At 46.5% G+C, this 26423-nt stretch carries 23 protein-coding genes; 5 read left to right on the forward strand and 18 right to left on the reverse strand.

The genetic code is table 11. The annotated features are described in order from the left end of the window. Nucleotides 1-86 precede the first annotated feature (86 nt). From DWB64_RS16470 to DWB64_RS16505, 8 genes are all read right to left on the reverse strand, one after another. A complete protein-coding gene (locus tag DWB64_RS16470; protein ID WP_129489340.1) occupies nt 87-740 on the reverse strand; it encodes a biosynthetic peptidoglycan transglycosylase in 654 nt (217 codons plus the stop codon). A 113-nt stretch (nt 741-853) separates the two neighbouring features. After that, the gene (locus DWB64_RS16475; RefSeq protein WP_129489341.1) at nt 854-1903 is read right to left on the reverse strand and encodes an ABC transporter permease; all 1050 of its coding nucleotides are present in this window, start codon (nt 1901-1903) and stop codon (nt 854-856) included. A gap of 3 nt (nt 1904-1906) precedes the next feature. Then, nucleotides 1907-3202 carry an efflux RND transporter periplasmic adaptor subunit gene (locus DWB64_RS16480; RefSeq protein WP_129489342.1) on the reverse strand — a complete coding sequence of 432 codons (1296 nt, stop codon included), beginning with the start codon at nt 3200-3202 and terminating at the stop codon, nt 1907-1909. Next, nucleotides 3199-4020 (reverse strand): carbohydrate ABC transporter permease, encoded by an 822-nt coding sequence (locus DWB64_RS16485; protein WP_129489343.1) that lies wholly within the window; start codon nt 4018-4020, stop codon nt 3199-3201. Before DWB64_RS16485 ends, DWB64_RS16480 begins: the two co-directional genes overlap by 4 nt. Beyond that, on the reverse strand, nt 4017-4835 hold the full coding sequence (locus tag DWB64_RS16490) for a carbohydrate ABC transporter permease (protein ID WP_129489344.1): 819 nt from the start codon (nt 4833-4835) through the stop codon (nt 4017-4019). The genes DWB64_RS16485 and DWB64_RS16490 overlap by 4 nt, the downstream gene beginning before the upstream one ends. Before the next feature lie 12 nt (nt 4836-4847). Next, on the reverse strand, nt 4848-6239 hold the full coding sequence (locus tag DWB64_RS16495) for a hypothetical protein (protein ID WP_129489345.1): 1392 nt from the start codon (nt 6237-6239) through the stop codon (nt 4848-4850). Nucleotides 6240-6248: 9 nt separating this feature from the next. Further along, the gene (locus tag DWB64_RS16500) at nt 6249-7649 is read right to left on the reverse strand and encodes a hypothetical protein (RefSeq protein ID WP_129489346.1); all 1401 of its coding nucleotides are present in this window, start codon (nt 7647-7649) and stop codon (nt 6249-6251) included. A gap of 211 nt (nt 7650-7860) precedes the next feature. Beyond that, nucleotides 7861-9414: an amidase family protein gene (locus DWB64_RS16505; RefSeq protein WP_129489347.1), complete on the reverse strand. Its 1554-nt coding sequence runs from the start codon at nt 9412-9414 to the stop codon at nt 7861-7863. A gap of 121 nt (nt 9415-9535) precedes the next feature. Between DWB64_RS16505 and eis the strand changes: the two genes are divergently transcribed. Further along, on the forward strand, nt 9536-10747 hold the full coding sequence (gene eis / locus DWB64_RS16510) for an enhanced intracellular survival protein Eis (protein WP_129489348.1): 1212 nt from the start codon (nt 9536-9538) through the stop codon (nt 10745-10747). Between the two features lie 117 nt (nt 10748-10864). Here eis and DWB64_RS16515 read toward each other — a convergent pair whose 3' ends face one another. From DWB64_RS16515 to DWB64_RS16525, 3 genes are read right to left on the reverse strand one after another with little or no spacing between them, the layout of a single operon-like run. After that, nucleotides 10865-11308, reverse strand: coding sequence for a DMT family transporter (locus tag DWB64_RS16515; protein WP_129489349.1), 444 nt, complete (start codon nt 11306-11308; stop codon nt 10865-10867). Nucleotides 11309-11312: 4 nt separating this feature from the next. Beyond that, a complete protein-coding gene (locus tag DWB64_RS16520) occupies nt 11313-11747 on the reverse strand; it encodes a DMT family transporter (RefSeq protein WP_129489350.1) in 435 nt (144 codons plus the stop codon). A 3-nt stretch (nt 11748-11750) separates the two neighbouring features. Beyond that, a complete protein-coding gene (locus DWB64_RS16525) occupies nt 11751-12377 on the reverse strand; it encodes a Crp/Fnr family transcriptional regulator (RefSeq protein WP_129489351.1) in 627 nt (208 codons plus the stop codon). Between the two features lie 238 nt (nt 12378-12615). Between DWB64_RS16525 and htpG the strand changes: the two genes are divergently transcribed. The 3 genes from htpG (at nt 12616) to DWB64_RS16540 (ending at nt 17468) form a co-directional block, all read left to right on the forward strand. After that, complete coding sequence (htpG, locus tag DWB64_RS16530; protein WP_129489352.1) at nt 12616-14511, forward strand: molecular chaperone HtpG; 1896 nt, start codon at nt 12616-12618, stop codon at nt 14509-14511. Between the two features lie 400 nt (nt 14512-14911). After that, nucleotides 14912-16237, forward strand: coding sequence for an ectonucleotide pyrophosphatase/phosphodiesterase (locus tag DWB64_RS16535; protein ID WP_129489353.1), 1326 nt, complete (start codon nt 14912-14914; stop codon nt 16235-16237). Next, nucleotides 16224-17468 (forward strand): MFS transporter, encoded by a 1245-nt coding sequence (locus tag DWB64_RS16540; protein ID WP_129489354.1) that lies wholly within the window; start codon nt 16224-16226, stop codon nt 17466-17468. Before DWB64_RS16535 ends, DWB64_RS16540 begins: the two co-directional genes overlap by 14 nt. 339 nt (nt 17469-17807) lie before the next feature. Here DWB64_RS16540 and DWB64_RS19320 read toward each other — a convergent pair whose 3' ends face one another. The 7 genes from DWB64_RS19320 to DWB64_RS16570 all read right to left on the reverse strand — a co-directional run bounded on the left by DWB64_RS19320 (nt 17808) and on the right by DWB64_RS16570 (nt 25592). Further along, the gene (locus DWB64_RS19320; RefSeq protein ID WP_164980464.1) at nt 17808-17963 is read right to left on the reverse strand and encodes a hypothetical protein; all 156 of its coding nucleotides are present in this window, start codon (nt 17961-17963) and stop codon (nt 17808-17810) included. Between the two features lie 132 nt (nt 17964-18095). Continuing rightward, entirely contained in the window at nt 18096-19184 is a 1089-nt protein-coding gene (locus DWB64_RS16545; protein WP_129489355.1) for an efflux RND transporter periplasmic adaptor subunit, read from the reverse strand. Then, on the reverse strand, nt 19185-22451 hold the full coding sequence (locus tag DWB64_RS16550; RefSeq protein WP_129489356.1) for an efflux RND transporter permease subunit: 3267 nt from the start codon (nt 22449-22451) through the stop codon (nt 19185-19187). Then, a complete protein-coding gene (locus DWB64_RS16555; protein WP_129489357.1) occupies nt 22444-23343 on the reverse strand; it encodes a helix-turn-helix domain-containing protein in 900 nt (299 codons plus the stop codon). Before DWB64_RS16555 ends, DWB64_RS16550 begins: the two co-directional genes overlap by 8 nt. Nucleotides 23344-23465: 122 nt before the next feature. Next, nucleotides 23466-24413 carry a hypothetical protein gene (locus tag DWB64_RS16560; RefSeq protein WP_129489358.1) on the reverse strand — a complete coding sequence of 316 codons (948 nt, stop codon included), beginning with the start codon at nt 24411-24413 and terminating at the stop codon, nt 23466-23468. Between the two features lie 213 nt (nt 24414-24626). Next, nucleotides 24627-25070 carry an FxsA family protein gene (locus tag DWB64_RS16565; RefSeq protein WP_164980465.1) on the reverse strand — a complete coding sequence of 148 codons (444 nt, stop codon included), beginning with the start codon at nt 25068-25070 and terminating at the stop codon, nt 24627-24629. A gap of 81 nt (nt 25071-25151) precedes the next feature. Continuing rightward, nucleotides 25152-25592 carry a hypothetical protein gene (locus tag DWB64_RS16570; protein WP_129489360.1) on the reverse strand — a complete coding sequence of 147 codons (441 nt, stop codon included), beginning with the start codon at nt 25590-25592 and terminating at the stop codon, nt 25152-25154. Between the two features lie 201 nt (nt 25593-25793). Here DWB64_RS16570 and DWB64_RS16575 point away from each other — a divergent pair, with 201 nt between their 5' ends. Beyond that, nucleotides 25794-26264 carry a hypothetical protein gene (locus DWB64_RS16575; RefSeq protein WP_129489361.1) on the forward strand — a complete coding sequence of 157 codons (471 nt, stop codon included), beginning with the start codon at nt 25794-25796 and terminating at the stop codon, nt 26262-26264. Nucleotides 26265-26423: the final 159 nt, after the last annotated feature.

Raw genomic sequence — 26423 nt, forward strand, 5'->3', positions numbered from 1 at the left:
ACCCATTATACGCCCCTTTTTGCTGTTTAACAATTTAAATAAACGTAACGGCTTGTGAAAACGTTCTCAACTTTTAAATCGTCTCTTTATTTTTCGTTGATTTCAATTTCAAACAGATCTAGGACCAGTTCTTTTCTTTGCGAGGAAATCTCTGGACCATCTATGGGATTATAAACACTTGGCGCAGGCAGCAGACCTACAAGAATCGCGGCCTGTTCTCTTGTAAGCTCTGCCGGAGTGATGTCAAAATAGGTCCTGCACGCCTGTGAAATGCCGTAAGCGTCCGATCCGTAGTAGATCACATTGATGTACATCTCAATGATCTGGTCCTTGGTAAACATCTGTTCGAGTCGGATCGCCGTCCAGAGTTCATAGACCTTTCTTTTGATATTCTGGTCCTGGGTGTAGAAGAGGTTCTTGGCAAGCTGCTGGGTGATCGTGCTTCCACCAGCCTCGAGCTCGCCGGCTTTGATGTTTCTGACCATGGCCTGGGCGATTGCGATGGGATCGAAGCCGAAATGGCTATTGAACCTTTGGTCCTCCATCATGACAAGCATCTGGATGAATTCACCTGAGACCTCATTAAGTCTTGCATATTCCTCTCTATCCTCAACTTGGGCGTAAAGCTCCGGTCCAAGCGTATAGCTGCTGTTTGACGGATCAAAGGTGACCACGCTGTAAGTGATGGCTAGGACTGCTATGATCATTATGATTGAAATAAATCGAATTATTCTTTTCATTATTCACCTCGAATTAAAAAGTAGCATATAAAAAAAGTAGCACTCGGCTACTTTCATTATACGCTAGGTTTCAAATAAATGTCTTCTTAAAAGATGTTTAAATTAATCTTACATCATTCAAGGTGTTCGTTCCAGCTGAACCGTAAAAGATAGGTCACGCTCATCGCTAGGCTCAGGGCGATCTCACCGACAACCGCCCAGATGCTTGTAATCTGCAGCGTGTCCATGCCGTACCTCATTCCCGATACGATTCCATTGAAGTGCCGTTTGAAGAGCTCATAATAGCTTTCGACGCTCAACAGGTTCTGAGGCAGGTAATTGGAACTGATACTGAGTTTTCCTAGACCATAAAGGATCAGCCTTGCCGTCACAAGCGAGCCCGCAATAAGTATCAGAAGAAACGTGATATCCTGCCAAATAGGTTTTACGATTTCAATAAAATCGGTATCGTTTCTTTTGGCCATATAGTGCTTGGCAATCCCTCTCCAAGTCTTCAACCCCAGTCTTATCCAAGTCGCCACCGCATACGCGAGAACTCCTAGGCCGATAATCCAGGCACTGTTTCCAAACACATCCATCTGCCACTTTACAAGATTCAGCTGGCTATATGCGATCATGTTCTGCGACAGGTCATAGGCGGCAAGATCGATATACTCTTCAGCATCCATTCCCTTTGGTGGAAGCATCAGGAAGTGCTTCATATCCCAGTAGCCTTCCTGTAGACTTTCGTCAAATCCGATATAGATGTCGTCGCTGTCATTCACCACGCCGACCACCTTATATTCCTTTCCTGCCATGACAAAGGTTCTTCCTATGCAGGTCAGTTGCGAATAATAGGCGTCGGCGATGTCCTCCCCAATGATGATGTTTTTAGATTCGTCGTCAAGGGTCCAGCTTCCGTAAAGAAGGTCGATGGTTTCAAACGTCCCCAAATAGCCCGACTGCATGTAAAGCGTTCCGCTTCCATGCCCGCGCTGGTAATTGACCATGACATCCACAACGCCCGATTTTTCGACAAACATATCCACGCGGGACAAGAGAATATCATCCACCGTGGCGATCAGCGTATTTTTGTTGTAATTTCCGCTCAGTCCTTGGTACCAGACCGCGTTATAGGCGATCAGGGTAAAGCTGAGAATCAATAAGAATAGTTTAGATTTCATGACTTACTCCTCAACTACAAGCACTCTCTGGTTATCTGTAATCCGGTAATTCAGATTTTTGACCACTTGCAGGTTTCTAAGTCTTGCAGCAGTTGAATTTACAGCGATATAGTAGTCATCCGACGCACCTACTGTGACCGGAATCTCCTTCACCACCTGCTCGGTTCCAAGTACTCCGTGCTTTTCTTCTACAACGTATACGAAGGTTCCACCGCCTTCGATATCATCAAAGCTTTGGCGGATAGCGCTTTTAGGAACAACATACTGTACAAGGGGGGTACGGGTGATCAGATCCCCTTTGATTTCGTCACCCATGTAGGGGATTCCGTTCTTATCCTTGAACTCCAATCTGACAAGTATCTTGTCTCCGACAGGTATGTAGCTTTTATAGATGACCTGAACTTTGTTCCATTCTTCTTCAGGAGCGTTGTCCTGAGCGAAATAGAAGGTACGGTACATGCCCAGGTCGTCGGCAAGCTCCTGTGAAACCAGAAGATTGAAATAGACGTCCTGATAGCTGTTTACAAGGGCGACCTCCATGATAGGCTGGGATCCGTCGATAATGTCTCCTGGAGGAGCCTGCGACAAGATAACGCCGTTATAGGGCGAATAGAAGACACCTTGCTCATCGACGTTGTCGATGTACTCGAGCAGCACCTGCTCTTGTCCCAAGGAAGCCTCAGCGGCCTCTATTTGGGTTTTCAGCCCTCTGATTTCAGATACGAGCTGGGTGCTTTCCATCTCAAGGGAGGTCAGTTGGTCCTTGAGCGCCTGATGGCTTTTTTGGTGGCCGTCATACTCGGATTTTGAAATCGCATTCTGCTCGAAGAGGATCTTATATTGCAAAAGCATATTTTGTGAATCTTCAATCTCAGACTTTGTCAAAGCCTGCTTTTCCCTGTTGCCTGCAAGTCGTTCGCTTGCGATAGCGCTCTGGGCGTTTAGCGATTGTAGCTGGTCCTTGACCGGCTGGATGATCGCACTGATGTCCTCTATCCCAAAGTTCGGATCGATCTTAAAAAGAGGCATCCCTATTTTAATATACTGTCCCGTCAAGTATTCGAACTTTTCGACGATGACATCCCTGCCGAGTTTTATGGTCTCGATCTTCTTCGCTTCAGCAGATCCTACGACGGCTCTCCTACTATAGATACGGGCTCCCTCGACGACTTCCTCAAGGTATACCTTAGGTATGAAATAATTGATAAGCGCCTGATTGAAGACCCCTATCATGAATACGACCACCAAAAATCCGATGATGATGTTCTTGAGTATTTTATAGATCCATAAATCCTTCATACGATTCTTCCCCCAATGCTAAATCCATCTTCTAGATATTTTTCGAACTTATTGAACAAATAGAGCACCGGTACGACAAACAGTACCGCCCCGGCATAGAACACTTCCTTGTCGCTGTAGTAGATGCTTTCTAAAAACACCGATAGCGGCATCTTATCCGCCGATTCGATAAAGACGATCGCCTGCTCGATCACATTCCAGCTGTCGATGAAGATCAGTATGAGCAGCGTGATGACAGCGGGTCTTATCGTCGGTAGAATGATCTGGTAGAATATCTTGAACTCGCTCGCTCCGTCGATTCTCGCAGCTTCTATCAGGGCATCGGGTATGTCCATGATGAACTGCCTTAAAAGGAAGACGCCAAGTGACGAGAAGACTCCCGGCAGGATGATCGCCAGATGGGTGTCGAGCAGCTGAAAACTAAGCAAAGCCTCTATTTTTTTCATCATCAGGTAGTTGGGAACAAAGGTGACCTGAAAGGGTAGTATCAGCATCATAAGATAGATGGCGAACAGGGTGTTTCTGCCTACGAACTTAAGCTTTGCAAAGGCGTATGCCGCTGTCACACTAATGAGGAGCTGTAGTCCGATGATGGTCCCTGTGATTTTCACCGAATTGAAGAAAAACTTGAAGTACTGACTCTTGTACATGGCGATACGGTAGTACTGCTGCAGATCAAAACTTTCGGGTATGAAGGACAAGGTCTCCGAATTGATCTGCGAGGCTCCCATGAAGCTGTTTAACAGTAGGTGGACAAGAGGAACCATGAATAGGATTCCTAGGAGCCCGAGCACCCATGTTGCAATTTTTTTACTCAATCCCTACTCACCTTCCTTAGATACCTTCTCTCAATCGTCAAGAACAGCAGCACTCCTGCGAACAGAAAGCATGTGAAGACGACTGCCGCAGCGGATAATTGCTCCACCTGCAGATCCCTGAATTTATTGTTCATGAAGTTTTGAACCATGTAGATCGCCTGATTCGGATAGTTCCCTTGTAAGAGGTAGATGTCCTTAAAGACTTTAAAGGAATTGACGATCGAAACGATGACGACAAAGAAGGTGGACGGAATGGTCATAGGCCATACCACGTGATAGATGGTCTGCATAAAATTCGCTCCATCCACTTTCGCATAGTCCATGATGTCCCTGTGCATCGATCCGAATGTCGCAAGATAGATGATCAGGTTGTAGCCGAGGTTCTTCCAGATGAAGATCAGGATCAGCGCGATCATGACCTGCTCCGATTCGAGCATATCCGTAAAGAAGGACCTGTAAAATCCGATGACCGCACCCGAAGGGATGAAGATCGGAAGTATGAAGGCAAGTTTTATCCACCGCGGAACCTTCAGCTCATACAAGAGGAAACCGATGACAAATGAAAACATGACAATCAGCGGTATCGCGACAAGCATGAAGATCGCGTTGTTTTTCAGCGCCAGCTGAAAAGGTATGTTGTTGAAAATCTTTATGTAATTTGTAAAGCCTGCAAAACTGCTATCGAAAAAGCCTTTTCTAAAGGAGTAGAGTACCATGCTGAAAAACGGGATCACAAAGAAGATTGCGAAGCCGATCAGATGCACGCTCATAAAGGTATAGGCCGACAGCGAGGATTTCAGTCGTTTTATCATCATCAAAGCCCCCCACTATTCTACTTGTCTAAATTCATAGGTATTGATCATCTCGTACAGTTTTCGTTTCAACTCCGTGCGTTTGATGTCGTCCATCAGGAGGTAGCGCCTGATCAGATCCGTCACCCCCTGATCGAATTCATTGATCAGGGCCACGTCTTCTGTGGTGATATGGGGAATTTTCCTCGTCCCGATAAGCTTATAAAAATCCTTCCACTGGGTCATCGCCTGATAAGAGGTGTGGGCTATCTTTTCCTCGGCCTCTACCACTGGTACGGCGTTTGTGGTCACGATGCCGCTATAGGCTCCGTAGTACAGGTAATGGCTCAACTGAGGAGCCGGTCTGATCAGATAGTCTAAAAACTCGTATGCAGCCTCCAGGTCACCGCCGTCCTTGTTGACCATGAATCCCACAGACCTGATGGCCCTGGGGTTGTTTCTATAATAGGTGCTTCCGCCATCATAATACTCGATCGCCAGATGTTTTGGCTGCGTCAGGTTGGCTTTTCTGATAAAATCCATGGGATAGCTGTTTTTCATTTTTCCGTATTCGATTCCGCTCCTGAAGTACCTATTGGCATATCGTTTATAATAATCGACCAGTTCTTCATAGAGCATGCCCTGTTCGACTATCATCATCTCGTCCTCGAACACCGCCTTTAGACGGTCGACGGTATCCATGATCTCGTCGATGGGCGTCTCCACCTTCATAAAGTCCTCACTCATCATTCCGATGGGATTGATGATTCCTTCAAAGATGATCCTGTCGGTCATCCAGTCGTAGTATTTCTTGTCCTTTTCAAACCAGTCCATGAGCATGGTCACTTCCTGGTCGATCGTCACCTCGTTTTCATTGAACTTGAAACCGTACTCGGATGCCACCGCATCGGTGTAACCGGGCACCAAGGAGTCGATTCCCACAGGCAGGTAGTACTCGTAATCAAGCCCGCTGAAGAGATACTTGTAGTTTTTCAGCTTGTCCGCTATAGGGAGCGCTTTTCCGCTTTTGATAAGCTCGTCCGCATAGCTCTTGACGAATGCGCCCTCGTCGCTCCAGTTGCTGATGAAAAACAGCTCGGGCTGGTCGTCGCCAAGCAGGTTGCTGTTGCGCTGTGAGATATAGGTGCTTTCATCTGTCGTGTCTATGTATCTGATTTCAATCTCAAAATCCGGCTCCATCGCAAGCTCGAAGCTGTGTACGTATTCGACGATGTTTTCAAGGCCTGAATCCCTTTTTTGACTTTCAAATAAGAAATCGGTGTTCAGATAAGGCATCAGAATGACAAGTTTTCGGTTGGGTTCGTTTTTTTGAGTCTTCTGCCCCATCGAAGTGCCTATGATCATAACCAGTAAGACCATCCCCACCAGCGCTATCATCGCAATTCGCTTTTTCTTTGCTATGTTCATGTAAAACTCCTATTCCATTAGCTGAAACATATAGACGCTCTTCAGTTTTTTCAGTTTTGTCTCAAGGGCGTTTTCAGTCAGCTCGTCGCTAAGCAGATAGTGCCTCACAAGGTCATATAACTCATTTGAAAAACTGCTGATGATGTCGTAATTCTGCTGCACATGAATAAGCTCTCCACTATTTAGCCTGCTGTAGAAGAGGTCCCTGAGCTCCTGCGCCCTGGGGTCAAGGCTCATGTTTTTACGTTCAGCGGTCTTGAGCGCCTCGGTGTCGCTTCTGTTGACCATTCCGCTGTAATTACCCAGATACTGAACATTGCTCAGCTGCTTCTTGAAGCTGATGCAGTAATCTAAAAAGTCATATGCGGCCTCGATGTCGCCAGATTGCTGGTTGGCGATGAAACCGATGGACCTGTAGCTGCTGCGCGACATGATGTATCTGAACCTTCTGGATCTGTAGACCATATCTCCTATCTGATTGGGATTTGCAAAATTCGCATTGGTCTGTCCATATACGGGGTAATACCCGCCTTCTGTCATACGGCTGTATATCTCATCCCGCTTCTTTTCTGTCGGGTTGTCAAGCGCTGAGAGCTGTTCTTCATAGCTGGTCTTCCTTTCAAGCCTGATCTGGTTCGAGGCGATCTTGAGCTTGAGGTCCAAAAGATCCTCCATGATCTCTTGGGTGTCGATGTCTACAAGACCCGTCTTACTGTCGATGAAGTGGTCGATTCCAAAGTACAATCTCCAGAGCGTGCTGTAACTCATAAAATCCAGCTCGGGCTGTTTGACTTCTACAAACCTGTCGAAGATCTCCTTTAACTTATGGCTGTCATAAGAAAGCACGGTTTCGTCGATACCAAGCGATATCAGGGCGTCCCTGTCGTATATTCCCTGTTCGGAATGAATGCCCACAGGCAGATAGGTAGAAAACTTCAATCCCTCTTCAAGCTGGTCGTAGTTTTCAAGTTTGTCTGATAGATCCACCCCTATGCCGCTGTCCAGTAGGGCGCCCAGATCGGATTTGATCTGAATGTCGTTTATGTACGCATCGCTGATGAAAAACAGTTCAGGCGGATTATCGCTCATCAGCATGGAATTGCGCTCTGTGATATATTGGTTGTAGTCTGTCGTATCTATGTATTTGATCTTGATTTTCACATCTTTGTCGTTTCCGATCCTGTAGTCGTTTACAAAAGCCTCGAGATTCTCAAAACCGATCATGGCCTCATCCGTACTCAGCAGCGGCCATTTGCTGCTATAGGGCATCACAATCGTGATGATGCCGTCGCCTTCAGTCGCTTTAGCCGCAGGTTTGTCGAGTGTGGAGACAAGTATCATGCATAGGATCAGTACGACTCCTATGATAAACAGACCCGTCTGATTTCCTTTTATCTGTATCGATTTCATATTGCCCCCTTGTATAATGAACTATCCTTAACAGTTTGCCATAAAGTCGTGACAATTTGTTCAAATGTAAGCAAACTGTAACCAAATAACTCATTATTCTGAAAACAGCATGCTCCCTTAATGCTTGCAATCACTCTGTTGTCTATTTTATTAATTTTTTGTAGCAATTAAAATAAGCAATGCCTTTCTCTAAAAGAAAGGCATTGCTTATTTATTGGAGAGCCGGCGCTCGTCTATGTCCTGTCGCTTTTTCGTAGCCCGCCCCAAGACTGATCAGCAGATCCTCTTCGTAGCGACCTGCGAAAATGGTGATCCCTACAGGTTCTCCGCTATCCCTATAACCGGCTGGCACAGTGATCGCAGGGTAACCGCAGGTCGCGTAGGCTATGGTGGAATAGTTGCTGATGCTGAGTACCGCATCCACCTTTTCCTTGACCTTGTCGATGGCATCCTCTGCTATCTTCACATTTTCATCCACAAGCTCTTCATAGGCTTTGGGACTCATACGCTCGTCGATACTCTTATCGATGATGGACTGCCCGAAAGCCGCTCTATTTTCAAGATCCTTTAGGTTCGAGTCCCTTATCGCTTCAAGCGTCAAGCCGGTATCCACCTCAGGGTTCGCAAGATACGCGTTGACATCCCTATGAAACTCATAAAGCAGCACATCAAGCATATTGGTTGCGAATACCTTCTCTTCGAGTTCCACTTCAACAACTTCAGCACCCAGGTCTTCAAACACCTTACAGGCTGCTAAGATCACCTGCTCGTCATTGTCCCGGTATTCTTCTTTGACTGACTGGTTGCTTAGAATCCCGATTCTAAGTCCTTTTATATCACGGTCAAGCGCTCCGACATAATCCTTCACGACAGCGTGTTCTGTTGCGCGGTCGTGTTGGCACCCCCCCGCGATAGAGGATAGGACTAGGGCCGCATCCTTAACGCACGTAGCCATGGGGCCCGCCGTATCCTGTGTTTCTGAGATTGGAACAATAAGGTCCCTGCTCACTAGACCCACGGTGGGTTTTATCGTCACGACAGCGTTCTGACTTGCCGGATAGACAAGCGAACCTGCAGTCTCCGATCCGATGCTCACAGGTATCAGCCCCGCGGCAACAGCCACAGCAGACCCCGCACTGGATCCGCCCACATCGAATCTTCCGTAGGGATTGACCGTCTGGCCCCCTAGGGCCGAGTAGCCGTTAGACGAGTTGAACGTCATGAAATTCGCCCACTCGCTTAGGTTGGTCTTTCCTACGATAATCGCTCCCGCCTCTTTAAGCTTTTCAGCCACAGTGGACGCCCTTAGGGTTGTCACGTCCCTAAGCATGTCGCTCCCCGCCGTATTGGGATGACCCTCTGTGGCGATGTTGTCCTTTAAGAGGATGGGTATGCCAAAAAGAGGCAGCTCCGGATCAAACTCCTTAGACTCAAGTTCAATCGCCTGATCGATCGCCTCTTCAAAAACCTGAGTGACGCTGCTTAACACATTCTCGTACACGTAGATTCGTTTGATGTAATAGAGGACCACTTCGACAGGAAGGGCGATCTTTTCCTTGTACAGCTTATGTATGCTTGTTATGTCCGCATCCCAAAGATGCTCGTCGAGCTCCAGGTACCTTGAAAGCGGAAGTTCCCTATCCACCCTCCTGAGTACCGACTTACCTAGCGCCATACGACAATCCGTCTGTTTTTTTGTCTCATACTGATGCTTGATCTGTTCTTCCAACCAAGTTGAGTGATTGGACATATCCACTTGTGCCATATCATACCTCCGTCTGATTATCTGGTACTATTTATTTCTTGTCTATTTGATTATTCCAAAATCAAATCCATGATTTTATGCTATCCTAAAAAGTATATAAAGTACATAAGGGAGGAATATCATGAGCTACAGAATTCAACCGATCACTAAGGATAACTTGAAAGAGTACACTCGCATTCAACAGCGTGCGTACGCAGGTGTTTTTTCAGGAACACCTGAAGAATTTGAGAAGCTGATCAAAGTCTATGCGGGACTACTGCTCGGCGATGACTGTTTCCTATTTGGCGTCTATCATAAGGATACCATGATTGGATGCTACATGACTTATGATTTTACACTCAATTTTCACGGAAATCCTGTCAGAGCCAGCGGCATCGGTTCTGTAGCAGTGGACCTGATACATAAGAAAGAAGGAGTCGCGAAATTCCTAATCAAGGAATGGCTTTCGGGCAGTTTGGAGGAAGGCAATCTCTTTTGCACCCTCTACCCCTTCAACGCAAGGTTTTATAAAAACTTCGGTTTCGGATACGGAAGCCCGCTCGATGTCTACCAGATTCCGCCCACCCATTTCAAAGACCGCGGAGACAAGTCCCTTTTGTCATGGGGAAGTCTCGACTCACTCGAAGGAATCATCGAATGCTACCAGAGCTATCATGTCGACACGCACGGCATGAAGTCTCGTACCTTCAGCGACCTAGACAGGATCACAAGGCAGAAACACTTAAAACTCATCGAAGTCAAGCAAGAAGGAACTGTCACAGGCTACATGCTGTTCGAGCAAAAAGGCACCAATCCCGACAACTTTTTAAATCAGAAGCTGATCGTTTCAGAGATGATCACCACGACGCCCGAATCAAGGATGGCGCTTTCGAGTTTCCTTCACTCCCAGGCGGACCAGATCGACTATGTCGAGCTTCATACATTCGATCCCTACTACTATCATATGCTCGACGACCTGACTTTTAAATCAGACCCGAGAGTCATGCAGCTGATCAGCCACAAGACCGCAAACCACGCCGTCGGAATCATGTGGCATGCCCTTGATCCCCGTGAGCTGATGAACCTTGTTTCTGACAGGACAGACAAGGGCCTCGACTTTTTCATCAAGGACGAACGCACAGGTCTGATCGACGCGGTTTCAATCAACACCCATGTACCGGAAAGGATCGAACTCAACATGACCCGCAGCACCTTCTCAAGCTGGATCATAGGCTCGCTTCCACTAAACAGCGCCTACCAGTTAGGCGAACTAAAAACCAATCAGCATCATACCTTAAAATCCCTGGACAAGGACTTCGACTTCGAGTCCCCCATCTGCCACACCCGCTTCTAACGACCCCACCTCGCGTAGTCGCTGGCCTTGTGCCAGCCCTCTTATGCACTCAAACACGGGTAGACATAAAGCCTACCCCTACAAATCAAAAAAGACGCACCACCGGCGCGTCTTTCACTAATTCATCTGTCTAGCCATCTTAAGAATCTTCTGGTCCCATACAAGGGCCACCACTACCACTGCAGCTCCTATGCTCTTGACCCATGAGAACTGGCCGAAGATCAGGTAGTCGATCACAAGTGCTGTGATCATCTGCGAGGTGACGATCAGGGTTGTCGAGTGCAGCACCGGGAGTCTGCTGAGTGTCGCGTTTGAGATGATCATGGCGACCAGGCCGAACACGCCTGCAAGGAAGAAGTACCACGGAATTTCTGAAAGCCTTGTGAGTCCGTCGAGTTTTCCGACAAATATCAGGGCGAGCACAAGGGCTGTGATCGAACCCATGATGTAGTTGATCACCGATCCGGGTAAGAGCCCCATTTCCTTGGCGGCCGTATGGTTGATGTACTTTGAGGTGACAATGATCAGTCCACCTAAAAACGCAAGTCCTATCGCTAACATGGTATCACCACCCTTTCCACTGCGCGAGCAGCATGATCCCGACTCCGGCCATCAAAAGGCTCAGCGAAGCCGCTCTTTTCTTATTGAAAGGAACCTTCTTCAAATGTCCGATTCCAACCGCGTCCACACCCGCAGAACCCACGATCTGTGCGACCGTCGACAGCGTCACCGCAAGCGTCACACCGATCGCTCCCACGACGTAAGCGTCGATCGCTGTGAGACAGGCTCCAAGGATACCCGTCAGGTAAAACCATTTTGGTATGCCGAAAAATCTGATTTTTTCCTTTTTAAAGGCCATCACAACCATCAGAATCACAAGCCCGATGACATGAACAATAAAACTGACTTCAAAAGCGGACAGATATCCGCCGAGAGCGCCGTTGAATGCAATCATCAGCGCGATAAAGATACCGATCAAGGTTACTAATCCATATAACATGTCCTACACATCCTTATATGCCCTAAGCGCTTTAAAATCAAGCACCTTAAGCTTTCCATCACTATAAGTTATCAACTTCTTTTCAACACAAGTGTTGATTGTCCTATTGAGGTGTCTCACGGTCGTCGCTAGTCTTTGAGCCATGATCTGCTTGTCAAAGACAAGCGTATCCGACTTTTTTAAGTCGCATTCCGAAATGACCTGACTGATAAATCGGTATTTCAGGGGGTACAGCATGGACTTGGATTGCTCGTCGATCTGCCTGTAGGCGATGTCCGAGATCCGTGTAAGCATGTCCAGGGCAAAGTCGTGGTCAAGCTTAAGCCAGCGCATAAAGGCGTCCCTATACACGATCATCACCTTGACTTTGGTGTAAGCCTCGACAGTGCACGCGTTGTTCAGATTTTTGAACAGTTCGATCATGCCGAACGCTTCTGGCGCCGCAACGATGTTTTGTATATGCACCTGTCCGTTCAGGCTTGTAATGTACATCTTTGTCTGTCCGGAGATCAAAAAGCAGACCTTGTCGCCCTTGTCGCCTTCTGACAGAATCAAATCACCTGGTTCATAAACACTAATCAGTATTTCATTCTCAAGTTCTTTTGGAATACGCGATTGCCAATCGATCATGTGCCACCTCGTAACTATAGTTTAGGATGTTTTACAAAACTTATCTAGGACATATGTCCTCAATGTCAAGTATAGCAGAAAAGCGCCTTTAAGGCATAGAAGCTTGACCTTATAAACTTTTTTTAGCACTCTCTTTGAGAGAGTGCTAAAAAAATATTGACAAAATAATACTTCTTTACTACACTAGTAGACAAAGGGCACCGCCCATCCAGAACTATTTACGAAAGGAAGTTGACTTATGTCTCAAGTAAAAGGTAATTTATCCATTCACAGCGAAAACATTTTTCCGATCATTAAAAAATGGCTGTACTCAGACCACGATATCTTCATGCGCGAACTCGTATCCAATGCGAGCGACGCCATTACAAAGGTTAAACGACTCGCTTCACTCGGTGAAGCCGACCTAAAAGGTGACGACGACTTCAAGATCACCGTCACATACAACGACAAGGAAAAGACAATCGTCATCAACGACAACGGTATCGGTATGACCGCTGACGAGATTCAAAAGTACATCAACCAGATCGCCTTCTCAGGTGCTGAGGAGTTTGTCGAAAAGTTCAAGGACAAGGCAGATCAGGATCAGATCATCGGTCACTTCGGACTTGGCTTCTATTCCTCGTTCATGGTGGCGCACACGGTTACAATCGATACGCTCTCTTATGTTGACGGTTCAGAGCCTGCTTTTTGGACTTGTGACGGCGGCATCGAGTTCTCCATTTCAGAGGGAACACGTACGACACGCGGTACGACGATCACGCTTCATTTAGGCGAGGACGGCAACGACTTTAAAAACGAATATAAAGTAAAGTCGACACTTGAAAAATACTGTGGATTCATGCCTTACCCGATCTTCTTCGAAGCAGAAGGTCAAGAAGCGCCTCAAGCACCTGCAGGGGAAAACGACGAAGCTTCATCAGACGAGCCCGTGGTCATCGAACCGATCAATGAGACGACTCCCCTGTATGTCCGTCAACCTTCAAGTGTGACAGACGAGGAATACAAAGAGTTTTACAGAAAGACCTTCATGGATTTCAAGGAACCGCTGTTCTGGATCCACCTCAACATGGACTACCCCTTCAACTTAAAGGGTATCCTCTACTTCCCTAAAATCAATTCCGAATTCGAGGGGATGGAAGGCCAGATCAAACTTTACAATTCACAGGTTTACGTGGCGGACAACATAAAAGAAGTCATCCCCGAGTTCCTGCTTCTGCTAAAGGGCGTCATCGACTGTCCTGACCTGCCGCTCAATGTTTCGAGAAGTTTCCTGCAAAACGATGGTTTTGTGAAGAAAATCTCCGATTACATCACTAAAAAGGTAGGCGACAAGCTCAACGGCCTCTACAAGACAGACCGTGAGAACTACGAGAAGTTCTGGACAGACATCAATCCGTTTGTAAAATTCGGCGCGCTTAAGGACGACAAATTCTACGACAGGGTCAAGGACAGCATCCTTTACAATTCTACAGAACAAAAGTTTGTGACGCTGCCTGAGTACAGAGAAGCGATGAAAGAACACTTTGAAAACGACGTATACTACGTGACAGACCCTGTACAGCAGGCCCAGTACGTGAAAATGCTTCAAGAACATGGTATCGAAGCCCTTGAGATGCCAGAACGTATCGACCAGGCCTTTATCAACTTCATCGAATCAAAGACAGAAGGTGTGAGCTTCAAACGGGTGGATGACGATTTATCCGAGCTTCTGACCGAAAACGAGGAACACGTGGATGAGGACGCTCAAAAATCGATGATCGAGACGCTTTCCGGACTCTTTAAGAAAGTCTTGAACAAAGAAAACGTCAAAATTGAGCTAAAGGCGCTTAAGACTAAGGATGTAGCAAGTATGATCACCCTTTCAGAGGGCAGCAGAAGAATGCAGGACATGATGAAGATGTACAACATGGGCGGTATGGGCATGAATCTTCCAAACGAAGAGACTCTCGTGTTGAACAAAAACCATAAGCTTGTCAAATACACGCTTGAGCATATGTATGATTCGAACGACACTGCAGAGCTGGTCGCCCATCAGCTTTACGACCTGGCGGTACTAAGCCACAAACCGCTAAGCCCTGATCAGATGAGCGAATTCATCAAACGAAGCAACGAAATCATGGAAAAACTGATCTAAGCACTGAAGGACCCTTAAACGGGTCCTTTTTGATTATTTCAAAACCACACTAAGGTTTTTGTTATGCAATACTTTGTAACTCATATCGGTTCGAGTAAGTTTCGCTGTTTTACTATCCAGCACCTATTCTTAAGGCGCTGCGCTTCAAAATCAAGGCAAACATTACTCACTTAACCAGGCATTTCTTGAATTTAGAGCGAAGCGCCTTAAAAAAACATGTCAAATGAAAATTATCACTTTGCATAAAACGAAGGGTCAACATGTAATAGAGAGTTGTATCCGATAAATCCTTAGTGTGGTTTTGAAATAGTCTTTTGTTCTTAGATTAATTTATTCACTGCTATCCTCTAGGTCTTTTTTTTTGATATGATGGTACTACAAATAGACTAAGGGGGACACTATGAAAAGACCGCTTATCATCCTATCTTTTGACGGTATGGATACGAAAGACATCGCTTTTTTAAAAACGCAGCCTGGCTTCAGACGATTTTTAGCGGAAGCATCGGGTTCTGACCAGGTGAAAAGCATTTATCCATCAGTCACCTACGCGGCACATGCGAGTATCATCACAGGCTGTCTTCCAAGCAGACACGGTATCGTAGACAACACCAAAGTTCAGCCAAAACGATTTAAAGATCCCGATTGGTACTGGTACCAGAAGGATATCAAAGTACCAACCCTTTACGACCTTGCAATCGCAAAGGGCTATAGCGTCGCTGCCCTGCTTTGGCCGACGACAGGAAGGTCCAAGATCGATTTCAACATGCCAGAAATCTTCAGCAACCGCAAATGGACTTCCCAGCTGATGGTTTCTTTGTATGCGGGTACGCCTGGCTTTCAGATGAAGATGGTGAAAAAGCACTTCGCCCTGCGAAAAGGGAAATCCCAACCGCATCTTGACCACTTCACAACGGCAGTGACGCTCGATACCATACACGACCACCAGCCTGACATGATGCTTGTGCACCTGACAGACCTCGACAGCATCAGGCATCATCACGGACACGACAGCGAAGAGGCAAAAGATGCCCTGCTACGTCACGACCATAGGCTAAGCGAGATCCTCGATGCCATTTCGGCTTACGAAAAATACAACGACTGCTACATGGTGGTCCTGGGAGATCACGGCTCGATAGATGTCAGCCACGGCATCAGTATGAACAGCTGGTTGAAGCAAATCGGATTCTTGACTTATGATCCAGTCGGTTCAAAGGCTGTAAATCCGTTTACAAACGTTGACGCCTTCGCTAAGTCCTGTGACGGCTCCTCTTATCTCTACCTGTTCGATCCAGACAGGGCCCACGAACTCGAGTCACAGGTAAGCAAGCTCTTAATAGAACATCCAGGCCTCTTCACCATACATACCCAGCCGGTCATCACCGATCTGGGCGCGGACCCTCAAGCCTTCATGATGCTTGAAGCGATCGCTCCCTATCATTTTGTCGATGACTTCATTGAACCCTTCATAGGACCGATCGATCAGATTCCCTATTATGCAGGTAGGAAAAACACCGCAGTACACGGATTTTCTCCTGAGCTTACAGACTATAAGACTTGTTTTTATGTTAAAGGACCCGGCATTGTCCCAGGGATCGATTTGGGCGTCATGTCTCTTATCGACATCGCACCGACGCTCGCCCAGCTGCTGGATTTTGACCTAGCGGATGTAGACGGGCATACCAAGCACCAGCTGCTTTTACAGGAGGAACCACATGAAACTAACTAAACTCGAAAAGAGTTGGGCGCTGTACGACTGGGCCAATTCGGCCTACACGATGACAGTCACAACCGCCGTCTTTCCACTTTACTTTAAAGCGGCAGTAGCCGACATGGGTGTCACAGCAGCCGAATCGACCGCATACTGGGGATTCGCAAACAGCTTCACCTCGCTGCTTATCGCACTTCTGGCACCAATTTTAGGTACTATCGCTGACTACTACGGATATAAGAAACGGTTCTTCATGATGTTCTTAGCGACAGGACTCACAGCCTGTTTCATTTTGGGACTCATCCCAGAGACCCAGTGGCCGATCATGCTGATCGTCTACATGATCACCGCGATCGGATTCTCGGGCGGTAATATCTTTTATGATGCGTTTCTTGTGGATGTCACGACAGACGAGAGGATGGACAGGGTCTCCACCACAGGATACGCGCTCGGCTACATCGGCAGCACCATTCCCTTCATCCTCGCAATGGCCATCATCCTACTTTCTCAGCAAGGCATTCTTCCTTTTGGAGGATATACGACACCAAAAATCGCATTTGCAATCACGGCTGTCTGGTGGCTGGCCTTTAGTTTGCCCATGGCCAAAAACGTGAAACAGGTTTATGGCATACCTAGGGAATCCCATATTATCAAGAACAGCTTCAAACGACTCGGCAGGACCTTTATCAACATCAAAGCCTATAAGCCGGCCTTTCTGTTCCTATTGGCCTACTTCTTTTATATCGACGGTGTGGATACGATCATCAAGATGGCCACATCCTATGGTTCCGACCTAGGCGTCAGCTCCAACAATCTGCTGATCATACTCCTTGCAACCCAGTTTGTGGCATTCCCGTCGGCACTCATGTTCGGTCGACTTGCTGACAGGTTTAAAGGAAAAACCATGCTTTATGTGGCAATCACGGCCTATACAGGCATTTGCATCTACGCCTACTTCATGAAGACGACCCTGGACTTCTGGATGCTCGCAATGGCTGTCGGACTCTTCCAAGGCGGAATTCAGGCCCTAAGCAGGTCCTACTTCGCGAAGCTCATTCCAAAAGAGAACGCCAACGAATTCTTCGGATTCTACAACATCTTCGGCAAATTCGCCGCGATCATGGGTCCCGCCCTAATCGCTGTCGTCACGCTGATCACGGGCAAATCCAACTACGGCGTGGTCAGCCTGATCATCCTATTCATCATAGGTGGCGCCATACTGACCCAGGTAAAACCCGAAAAGATTTAGAGACTTATTTGTAAAACCACACTAAGGTTATTTTTGATACAACTCTTTTTTTACACGATTCTTGATGATTTGATACCAATGCTAAATTTTCATCTGAACATGTACTTTAAGGCGCTTCGCTTCAAATGCAAGAAATGATTGGTTATGTGAGTAATGTTTGCCTTGCTTCTGAAGCGAAGCGCCTTAAAAATAAGGTCAAACGATTAAAAGTGAATGATTACTGAGATGTAGATTAGATCAATAAAGGTTTGCATGTACATTCCCCTTAGTGTGGTTTTAAATATTGTCCTCTCTTCACCCCTCCACTACGAAAAAAAAAGCCTTTCGGCTTCTTTTAGTTTATACTTTATTGTTAGAACCACCTGGTTTCTGATTCTTCTTAGCACTGCTACCGTGACCTAATTTTTTTGCAGGTACGTGGCTCGTCTTTGTCGCGTTAGCGGCTTTTTTCTTTTCGAGCAATTTCTTCATCATTTCCATTGTTTTTTCAGACATATGCGTTCTCCCTTCGCGCGCCTTACAGCACGCTTTTTTTTAGTACTACTTATTATACACCCAATTTCTGATTTGTCATACTTAAAATCATACCCTAGAGTGCGATAAGTTATCTATAATTGAACTTTACAACTATTCCACAACTTCCACCGAAGACCCGTCTTGTACCCTATCCGATCCTTTTACGACCCACATTCTGCCTGTGGGTAAACCGATCACTTCGACGAACTCATCCACAACTTTGCCCAAAGTGATGTCCACCCTGTTGGCAACCTTATTTTCGATGTAGTAGATATAGGTATCCTCACCGACTCTTTTCACCGATTTTAGGGGCAGCACATCTGCTATTCTGGTGCTTGTGTCAAATACGACTTCGGCATACTCTCCGTCGTAGATCTCGTAGGCAGCACCCACGATGGACAACTCGATCCTATACATATTGGTTTGAGGGTCTTTTACCCTATCTGTCGTCTTCACCTGCGCATCGACAGCGTGTTCCTTCTTTCCATCAAGCCAGACTGCGATCGCTTCAATCCCGTCAAGCATCCTGAGCTGATCCGCGGTGAGGTAGCTTGCTACGATATATTGACTGTCGTCCACTACATTGATCCTATCCTGCAAGTTTATGCTCTCACCTGCATTGAATGTGATTTCCGAGATGACGCCACCGCTTGGGCTGATGACGATTCTTTCATCAAGCGTCTCTTTTAGCGTATCCACTTGATTGAGATAGGCGGTCACGGCATCGTCAAGCTGCACACCGATATCTCTGATCTGACTGTCCAGTGCGTCAAGCTCTGACTTTGAAGCCGCGCCCTGGTCATATAGCAGTTTGACTTTCTCTCTTTGCTCCTTCGTATCCGAGAGCTGATTCGTCAGCGAGTTTTTAACCGTCCTTAGACTTGACTCCTTAAGCTTCAGATTGTTTTCAGCCGTAGCGGAGTCCAGCATGTAAAGGATCTCTCCCTTTACGACCCTGTCTCCAGGTTTGACAAGAAGTTCTTTGATTACACCTGAGCTAATCGGGAACACATCGTAGCTTGCGACGGGTTCGACAACTCCGGGGCTTCTGAAGGTATCTGTGATGCTCCTCTGCTGCGAGCCGGTGACGGTGACAGGTAGTCCGTACTCCTTAAGGACATCGGTATCATCCGCCCTGCTGCAGGCGATAAATACGGCGCTCAAACCGAGTATCAGTAGTAAAACCATCGCTTTTTTCATTTATGCCACTCCCTTTTCAGATTGTTTGGATTTTTCCTTAGACTTTTCAATCAGATGATAGACGATCGGAATCAAGATAAGTGTCATGACCGTAGTGATTAGAAGACCGAATACCAACGAATAGCTGAATTGAGCATAATAGACCTCCCTAAAGCTAAGCGGCAGCACTCCTCCGATCGTCGTCATCGTAGTTGCAAGTACCGGGTTGAACCTCGTCTTGCCCGCTTCGATGATCGAGGGGATAAGCGCTTTTCCCTCGTTTCTCAACTGATTCATAAAATCGATAAGCACGATCGCATCGTTGACGGCGATTCCGACTAGTGAGACCAGTCCGAAAAACGCATAGAAACCGAACTCGTTTCCTGTGACGACCAACCCAAAGAATACTCCGACAAGCGCCATTGGAACAGTTGTCAGTATGGCAAAGGGTTGTGCGATCGATTTGAACTGCACCGCTAAGATCAGAAACACAAGCAGCACCGCCGCAATCATCGATCTGAACAGATTAAGGAAACTATCTTGAATGCCCTCAGCGTCACCTGATAGTTTTAAATCGACTCCAAAGGGTTTCTCTATATTCTCTATTGATTTCATAAACTCATCTGTGATATCTCCTGCATTATAGCCCTCCAGCACATCCGCATCGAGTACGATGACACGTACAGTATTGTCATGTCTGATAGAGGACAGCCCTTGGGTGTAGTTGAAGTCCGCCACAAGTGACAAGGGAATGCTAGCACCCTGCGGGGTCCTGATCATCAGACCTTGAAGTTTCTGAGAGCCTTCTAGCTCTGAATCCCGGGAAACGATCCTGACATCGATCAGTTCCTGGCCCGATTTAAGCGTGGTGGCGATAGTCCCATCCAAACTGTTTCTGACTTGTGATGCGACAGCTGAGACGCTTAGACCGTATTGCACAGCCTTTGGTGCGTTGACGACGATGTCTATTCCCGGTTTGCCGTCTGTGACAGACAATTGAACGTTGTACACACCGGGGATCTGCTCCAACTTGTTCTTGTAGTTCTGAGCGAGCATCCTTCCCGCTTCATAGTCCTGGGCGTTAAGCTCGATCACGACAGGTTTGCCGACAGGCGGTCCGCCGCCAGCGCTGCCAGATACGGTGATCTCGGCCCCCGCAATTCTTCTGATAGACTGGTCGATACGGGATACGACCTCAAAACCCGAAACCTCCCTACCCGATTTGTCGCTCATGGTCGCATCGATCACCGCATAATCTGCGACTTGTCCTCCGACGTTAGAGTTGAATACGGCGATAGCGCTATCCGACTCAAGAATCGATTCGACCTGTTCGACGATCTCGAGCGTGCCCTCCAGTGTCGTTCCACTGGGAGTGTCGATTTTAATCGTCAAGCTTGTCGGTTCGTTTTGAGGAAAGAAGTTCACCTTTAGAAGCCCCAAGGGAATCAGGGAGATGCTCGAGATTAAAACGAAAAGTCCGAGTGCCAATACCAGTACCTGTCTCCATGTTTTTTCTAACAGGCTCTTGAGCAGCAGCTCATAACGTCTGACCAATTTGCTCTCATCAATCGATTTATCCTTAAGTAGAAAGATTTTCATTATCATTAAAGAAGTAAAAAAAATCATTCCAGCGATAGGCAACCACCAGGCCGCCTCGGAATCATAAAATGCCGCATAACTGATCAATATGACAAATCCAAGCCCTACAATCCTGTTAAACCTTCTTCGTCTGCTGCTGTAAATCCTTCTTTTCATCCTGGACATGACCAGCGCATAGATGGATGGGGTCACTGTGATTGAAATGACCAGTGAGGATACAAGCGCCAGAATGATGGTTCTTGGAATGGTGTTGACAAAAGATCCTAGAATTCCAGGCAGTATGGCAAGGGGTAAGAATGCCGCCACCGTGGTGAGTGTCGATGCCAGAATCGGCATGGATACCTGGTTTGTGCCTTCAAGGGCGGCCCTCATCGGCGTGTATCCCATACGGCTTAGCCTGTCCATGTTTTCCATCACGATAATCGAATTGTCTACAAGAAGCCCTAGAGAGACGATCAGTCCTAGTATCGCGAATGTGTTCAGTGAAATACCGAAATTACCAAGCAGTCCTATGGCTGTCATCAGAGAAAGGGGTATCGTAATCGACACGATAAAGGATTCCTTAAGCCCGATGAATAGAAAGAGCACGAGCACCACCACAAGCAGGCCTGAAACCGCGCTTACCTGGATATTGCTGAGATCGCGCGAAACGTTTCGGGCATTGTCATAGACGATCCCCACTTCAACATCCGGCGGATAGACTGTTCCTTTTCCGTTTGCTATCAAGGCTTTGACTTTTGCGCTTGTCGCCAGCACATCGGCACCTTTTTTTCTTAAGACCGTACCGTAAATTGAAATCTCCGATCCCTTGGGATTGTCTAAGTAATAGGTTCTGTTGAGTCTCTTAATGTCACTTGTCGTATCCTTAATCACTGCGATCTCGTCAAGAAATACATTTTGTCCTTTTGAACCCACAATCAAGGTCTCACCGATCTGTTCGACCGTCTCAAACCTGCTGTCGATACTAAGCGAGGTGGTCAGATCGCCGATGACCTCCTCACCCACAGGCAAGCTGATATTTTGCGCCTGAAGGGCATTTTTCACATCGTCGACGGTCAGATCCAGGGCGTAAATCTTAGCCCAATCAAGTGAAACTTGAATCTCTCTGCTAGTTCCGCCTGAAATGCCTACTTCATCTACAGCTCCTATGCTTTCGATGCTGGATCTGATATCCTCGCCAATCTCTGTCAAGGTCGCCAGGCTATAGCCGCCTGTCACACTGAAGGTAAGCAGCGGCAGTTCGCTTGTTTTGAAAATGCTCGCATTAGGCGTATCAAGTCCAGCCGGCAGTACCACCTCGGAAAGCAGGCTGTCCACTTCCAGTTCCTTTTTTTGAATATCTACCGATTCCAGAAAAGTCATCGTGATAAAGGATACTCCTGCCGATGACTCCGAGACCATATCTTCAAGGTCATCAAGACCGGATAGCTTGATTTCTATAGGGTCTGTCACAAGCTGCTCCACATCCAGCGCACTGGCTCCCGGATAAAGGCTTTGAACCGTCAGAGTGGGAAATACTATTTCAGGTAGCGACTCTTTCGGCAATATGAATAAACTCACAGAACCAAGTGTGATCATTATCAATAGGGTCAGTATGGTCATTTGAGGGGTGTTTATGAAATAGCTGGCGATCCGGCCGAGAAATGTCAACCGGCTCTCTTCGCCTCTTCTTGTCTCCTTCTTACTCATGATTCACCTCGTTTCGGTTGATAAGTGCTTCGATTTTACTTACACTCTGATTGAGGTCGCTTCCGTAAGCATCCGCACCGAGCGATTTCCAAAGGTCGTTTTCTCCACAGAAAGCCTGTCCTCCTACGATAATCTTAGTGCCCCTTAGCACCTCTTCCCTCTTGATAGCCTCAATCAGATCCCTTACTTTAGCCAGATGGCCAGTACTTGTGCAGCTTATGCCTACAACATCGGGTATTTGATGTACAAGCGCCTTAAGGGCCAAGCCATTGGATAGGTTGTTACCTAAAAAATAAGTCTGCCAGCCCCTGTCGGTCATCAGATGGCTTAACATCTTTATTCCGATGACATGCATCTCGCCTTCTATCGCAAGTCCCATGAACTTTCCTGTAGATCCCATATGGCTAGGGCGGCTCTGCATCAGATGGCCGATAAAGGTTTCAGCCGTATAACTGATGTAGTGCTCTGTGAACACGTCTATTTGGCCGGACTCCCACAAATCGCCTACTTTGAACAGGCATGGGGCAAGCACTTCTTCGTAAAGGCTTGACAGCGGAAGATGCAAGTCTAAAATATGCCTCAGGTGCCGGGTCACCTCATTTGTGTCTCCTTTTAAGAGCACATGCAGCAGTTCTTCTTCAAGGCGTTCAAGATCTGGTGTTTCAGGACCAGACAAGTGGTTTTCTTCATGTGCCATACGACCCATCAGATCATCTATGCTGACCCCTAACACCGTCGCCAGCTTGGTCAACAACTGGGTATGAGGTGTCCTAAGACCCGTTTCATAGTTGGCGATGGTGGTCTGTCCGACTCCAAGCGCCTTGGCGAGCGATTTCTGACTCATCCCTTGTCGTTTTCTATAATGTTTCAATTGATTTGCAAATTGTTTCATCTCATCACCTCTAGTCGATTCATACCCAATACATCACACTTTAATCACATAACGTGATATATTATCACGTTATGTGATTAAATAAAAAAATACAGCCTGGCAAACCGGCTGCATTGTCCTTTTTATTCACTTGGCTTTTTTTTTCTATCCAGTAGCAATCTGGCGATTTTTTTTAAATTGGGTTCGTTGAAATGTCTTGCAAGGGTGTACATGCTGTAAAACAACTTCACATCATGGACCTCCTCAAGTTCGGATACCTCTTCAAGCATCACCTTCCATGTCGTCTCTTCAAGCTCTTTGACCTGATGGTGCCTATGGCCGATCAGGCTGAAGACTTGGGCGAGCACATGGAACTCGATGAACCATTCCTCGATATCTTCGATGTAGGCGCGCAGTGTGACTAGTGCCTGAAAACCTGTATTCACATGAAGCACGTAAAAATCCTCGGTCATCAGATACCATTCGGTGATGATGCTGAGTATCACAGCTTCCATGTTTTGGTCCCGTTCAAGCTTCGTAAGGTCGCTCATCAGATGTGCATTATGCATGATCACTTTGACTTTTGACATCGTAGCCCCATCCTCAAAGGTCAGTTTGGTAAGAAGACGCTTCTGCATAAGCCTTATCCATGCTTCCTTTGCAGACGAAAGAGCTACTGGTTTTGCCAAAAGATGGATCTCGGTGCTCACGGCTTCAAAATAGGCCATGGCCCTAGCGAGATTTTCCACCGAGCCGGATTCCACGGCATAGGCCAGTCGAATCAGTCCATGAAAAAGGGCGGAAGCCATTTCATGTCTGCGGTCTTTGATAAACCACCTGACGGCGTGTTCAAACCCCTTTTCCGCAATCGTCATCCTGTAGTGGTTGACCCGATTGAGGTAGTGCTGCTCAAGATCGTTGGGCTTAGTATAGACGGAATCAAGGTCCACCACCCCGGTGGCTTTAAGATATGCCTCTGACCTCTTTGCTATCAGGTCGACAGGCGTGTTCAGTTGTTTAAGCGCCCACTCATACATCGGCAGGTGATTTGTGAGCGAACCTCCATAAATCGGTGAATAATGAGCTGACATATTGTTCTCCTTGTCGCTTAATTGATAATTATTTTCATTTATTTGTTATACCCTATTGACTTACTAGGGATTATAATCTAAACTATAAATATGGATAGAGAAAACACCCATTCGCCTGGGCACTCTTCCAGAATCATGCGTTATACTCTCCCAGTATAAATAAATGGCTGAAGTCGTCTGACTTCAGCCCATTTTTTTTGTGTTTTCCGGGCCTTACTGTTCATCCCATGGTTGATAGTCCGGTTCGATGTGAACGTTCTGACTATAAATGTGAACAGCCTGCTTTTGTACAATACCCGAAAATTGTTGTTTTAACACTTTTACTATCATATGCCTTGTTCCTGGAATCAGGAGCATAAACCCCGAAAAGTCTGTCAAAAGGCCCGGGGTGAGCAGTAAGACTCCACCGATAAGCACGCATAGACCATGTATCAGGTTGTCACCGGGCAGCCTGCCCAGGTTCATTTCTTTTTGTAGACTGTCGATCACTTTCTTCCCTTGCTGCCTTGCGAAAAACGCGCCCAACAGACCTGTCAGGATGATCACACCGAATGTGAATCCAGATGATGTGACCTCTGCGAGCTTAAGCAGCAGGAATAACTCTATAAAGGGTACCACTGTAAACAGCAATACCAGTTTTCCAAAATTCTTACTCATCCTATCGCCTCTTTCATTGTTTGCCATAGGTAGAGTATACTAATGAACTTTGAATAGAGTATGAACAGTTTATAACTTTTATCAACTCAGTAGAGAATAAAGTGAATACGCGTCGTAGCTTTGGTCATTCAATTTGATTTCACAGCTTCCGTCTGTGGCCCTAAAGTACAGTACGCCCTCGTCGATCCAGTAGTCGAGCCCTTGGGTTTCAATCGTGACGCTTTCTCTTTTCAGCCAACCGGCCACCTCTTCGACTCTTCTTGGCGGCTGATCCTTTTCTAAAGCCAGCTGGGACAGAAGTTCAGACACCTGTGAAGGTGTCTCAGCCTTAAATTCCTTAAAGCCGAGTCTTGCCGCCTTAAGGGTTTTGCAATCCCTGCATTTGAGATATTTGCTCTTTATCTTATTCTCACTCACTTCGAAAACCCTTTTCTCGAGTACCAGTTTCGATTGATTTAACAAGTCTTTTTCAGTTTTACCATAGCTTTTAATACATTTGCCACACAGTCCGAATCGTTTCATTTTCAGTTCCCCCTTTACGTTCTGCTACCATTATTCCAAAAATTCAGAAAAATGCAAGATGGAAACCGTTTGCCATTTTTCATTTGGGATTTTCAAGTCGTCATTTGACAGTTTCATGCCTTTTTTCGCACGACAGCTAATCGATTCACTATACTTAAACCATAATAAAACTACTGAAGCGGTACGCGATGGAGGTACGTGATGGATAAGCAAAGAGACAACCACTTTAAAAAACTGTTCAATCCCTTAGCACCGGACAGGGAAGACTATACAAGAATTCTTGGACTTAAGGGAATTCTCACCTTCTTTCTCTTCTGTGTAGTCGCCATCGTCCTTTTGATGCTTGCGACAAATTATGTTCAGGAGCACTTTGCGACACCCAACCCTTCTAGAATGACCATAGAGGAATGGTATAAGGGAGTAGCCGCTTTCTGGATTTTCATGACCAGTATCACAATCCTCTCGGCTACGCTCCTCCACAGACATAAGATGCACAGCTTCGTTATCGGAAGAAAATACAGCGCCAAAGAAATGCTCATGATGGCCGATCTGCTTAAAGAATCCGATACCAGACACCAAAAGGGTGTCGAGCAGCTGATATCCGACCTGTCCAATCAAACGATCCAGTACAAGGATCTGAAGACGCTTGATAAGGCACTGAAAAAGACATGATACATCAAAAAGGACGCAAGTGAATGCGTCCTTGAGATTGTTGACAAACCCCTGTTTATTAGAAAACAGGGGTTTTCTTATGACCAAATAAGGAACTCCTGTTATTATCTCATCATGAAAAGGGTCATTTAACCCCCAATCCATCTAGTACAAGTGCCA

The sequence above is a fragment of the Fusibacter sp. A1 genome (assembly GCF_004125825.1).
Classification (GTDB): Bacteria; Bacillota; Clostridia; order Peptostreptococcales; family Acidaminobacteraceae; genus QQWI01.

Excerpts from the sequence above, each read along its gene's own strand:
- eis (WP_129489348.1), top strand. The coding sequence starts at position 9,536 with ATGAGCTACAGAATTCAACCGATCACTAAGGATAACTTGAAAGAGTAC.
- DWB64_RS19320 (WP_164980464.1), bottom strand. The coding sequence starts at position 17,963 with ATGTCTGAAAAAACAATGGAAATGATGAAGAAATTGCTCGAAAAGAAA.
- DWB64_RS16535 (WP_129489353.1), top strand. The coding sequence starts at position 14,912 with ATGAAAAGACCGCTTATCATCCTATCTTTTGACGGTATGGATACGAAA.
- DWB64_RS16565 (WP_164980465.1), bottom strand. The coding sequence starts at position 25,070 with ATGAGTAAGAATTTTGGAAAACTGGTATTGCTGTTTACAGTGGTACCC.
- DWB64_RS16540 (WP_129489354.1), top strand. The coding sequence starts at position 16,224 with ATGAAACTAACTAAACTCGAAAAGAGTTGGGCGCTGTACGACTGGGCC.
- DWB64_RS16550 (WP_129489356.1), bottom strand. The coding sequence starts at position 22,451 with ATGAGTAAGAAGGAGACAAGAAGAGGCGAAGAGAGCCGGTTGACATTT.
- DWB64_RS16525 (WP_129489351.1), bottom strand. The coding sequence starts at position 12,377 with ATGATCGATTGGCAATCGCGTATTCCAAAAGAACTTGAGAATGAAATA.
- htpG (WP_129489352.1), top strand. The coding sequence starts at position 12,616 with ATGTCTCAAGTAAAAGGTAATTTATCCATTCACAGCGAAAACATTTTT.
- DWB64_RS16500 (WP_129489346.1), bottom strand. The coding sequence starts at position 7,649 with ATGAAATCGATACAGATAAAAGGAAATCAGACGGGTCTGTTTATCATA.
- DWB64_RS16560 (WP_129489358.1), bottom strand. The coding sequence starts at position 24,413 with ATGTCAGCTCATTATTCACCGATTTATGGAGGTTCGCTCACAAATCAC.
- DWB64_RS16570 (WP_129489360.1), bottom strand. The coding sequence starts at position 25,592 with ATGAAACGATTCGGACTGTGTGGCAAATGTATTAAAAGCTATGGTAAA.
- DWB64_RS16520 (WP_129489350.1), bottom strand. The coding sequence starts at position 11,747 with ATGTTATATGGATTAGTAACCTTGATCGGTATCTTTATCGCGCTGATG.
- DWB64_RS16515 (WP_129489349.1), bottom strand. The coding sequence starts at position 11,308 with ATGTTAGCGATAGGACTTGCGTTTTTAGGTGGACTGATCATTGTCACC.
- DWB64_RS16470 (WP_129489340.1), bottom strand. The coding sequence starts at position 740 with ATGAAAAGAATAATTCGATTTATTTCAATCATAATGATCATAGCAGTC.
- DWB64_RS16490 (WP_129489344.1), bottom strand. The coding sequence starts at position 4,835 with ATGATGATAAAACGACTGAAATCCTCGCTGTCGGCCTATACCTTTATG.
- DWB64_RS16495 (WP_129489345.1), bottom strand. The coding sequence starts at position 6,239 with ATGAACATAGCAAAGAAAAAGCGAATTGCGATGATAGCGCTGGTGGGG.
- DWB64_RS16475 (WP_129489341.1), bottom strand. The coding sequence starts at position 1,903 with ATGAAATCTAAACTATTCTTATTGATTCTCAGCTTTACCCTGATCGCC.
- DWB64_RS16555 (WP_129489357.1), bottom strand. The coding sequence starts at position 23,343 with ATGAAACAATTTGCAAATCAATTGAAACATTATAGAAAACGACAAGGG.
- DWB64_RS16545 (WP_129489355.1), bottom strand. The coding sequence starts at position 19,184 with ATGAAAAAAGCGATGGTTTTACTACTGATACTCGGTTTGAGCGCCGTA.
- DWB64_RS16505 (WP_129489347.1), bottom strand. The coding sequence starts at position 9,414 with ATGGCACAAGTGGATATGTCCAATCACTCAACTTGGTTGGAAGAACAG.
- DWB64_RS16480 (WP_129489342.1), bottom strand. The coding sequence starts at position 3,202 with ATGAAGGATTTATGGATCTATAAAATACTCAAGAACATCATCATCGGA.
- DWB64_RS16575 (WP_129489361.1), top strand. The coding sequence starts at position 25,794 with ATGGATAAGCAAAGAGACAACCACTTTAAAAAACTGTTCAATCCCTTA.